The 202-nt window shown below is 68.8% G+C and carries 1 pseudogene; it reads right to left on the bottom strand.

From position 1 onward, the window contains the following. A pseudogene (locus tag BN358_RS26045) lies at positions 1–202 on the bottom strand (LacI family transcriptional regulator); the annotation flags it as partial.

Genomic DNA, 202 nt, shown 5'->3' with positions numbered 1-202 from the left:
GCTCCACCAGCGTCTCGTCGAACCGGTCACCCAGACCCCTTCGGAACCCCTCCAGGCGATCGACGCCCGCGCTCATGTCGAGAGGTCCCGCGATGGTGGCGATGCGCTGCCGCCCGAGGCTGACCAGGCGCGCGGCTGCCAACTCCGCTCCACCACGGTTGTCGTTGTCGACGAAGGTGATGCCGGAGGAGTCGAAGGGCCA

Source organism: Sedimentibacter sp. B4 (assembly GCF_000309315.1).
In the GTDB taxonomy this organism is placed as follows: Bacteria; Bacillota; Clostridia; order Tissierellales; family Sedimentibacteraceae; genus Sedimentibacter; species Sedimentibacter saalensis.
The sequence above is the reverse complement of the archived record's forward strand: the minus strand, read 5'-3'. Positions and strand labels throughout refer to the sequence as shown.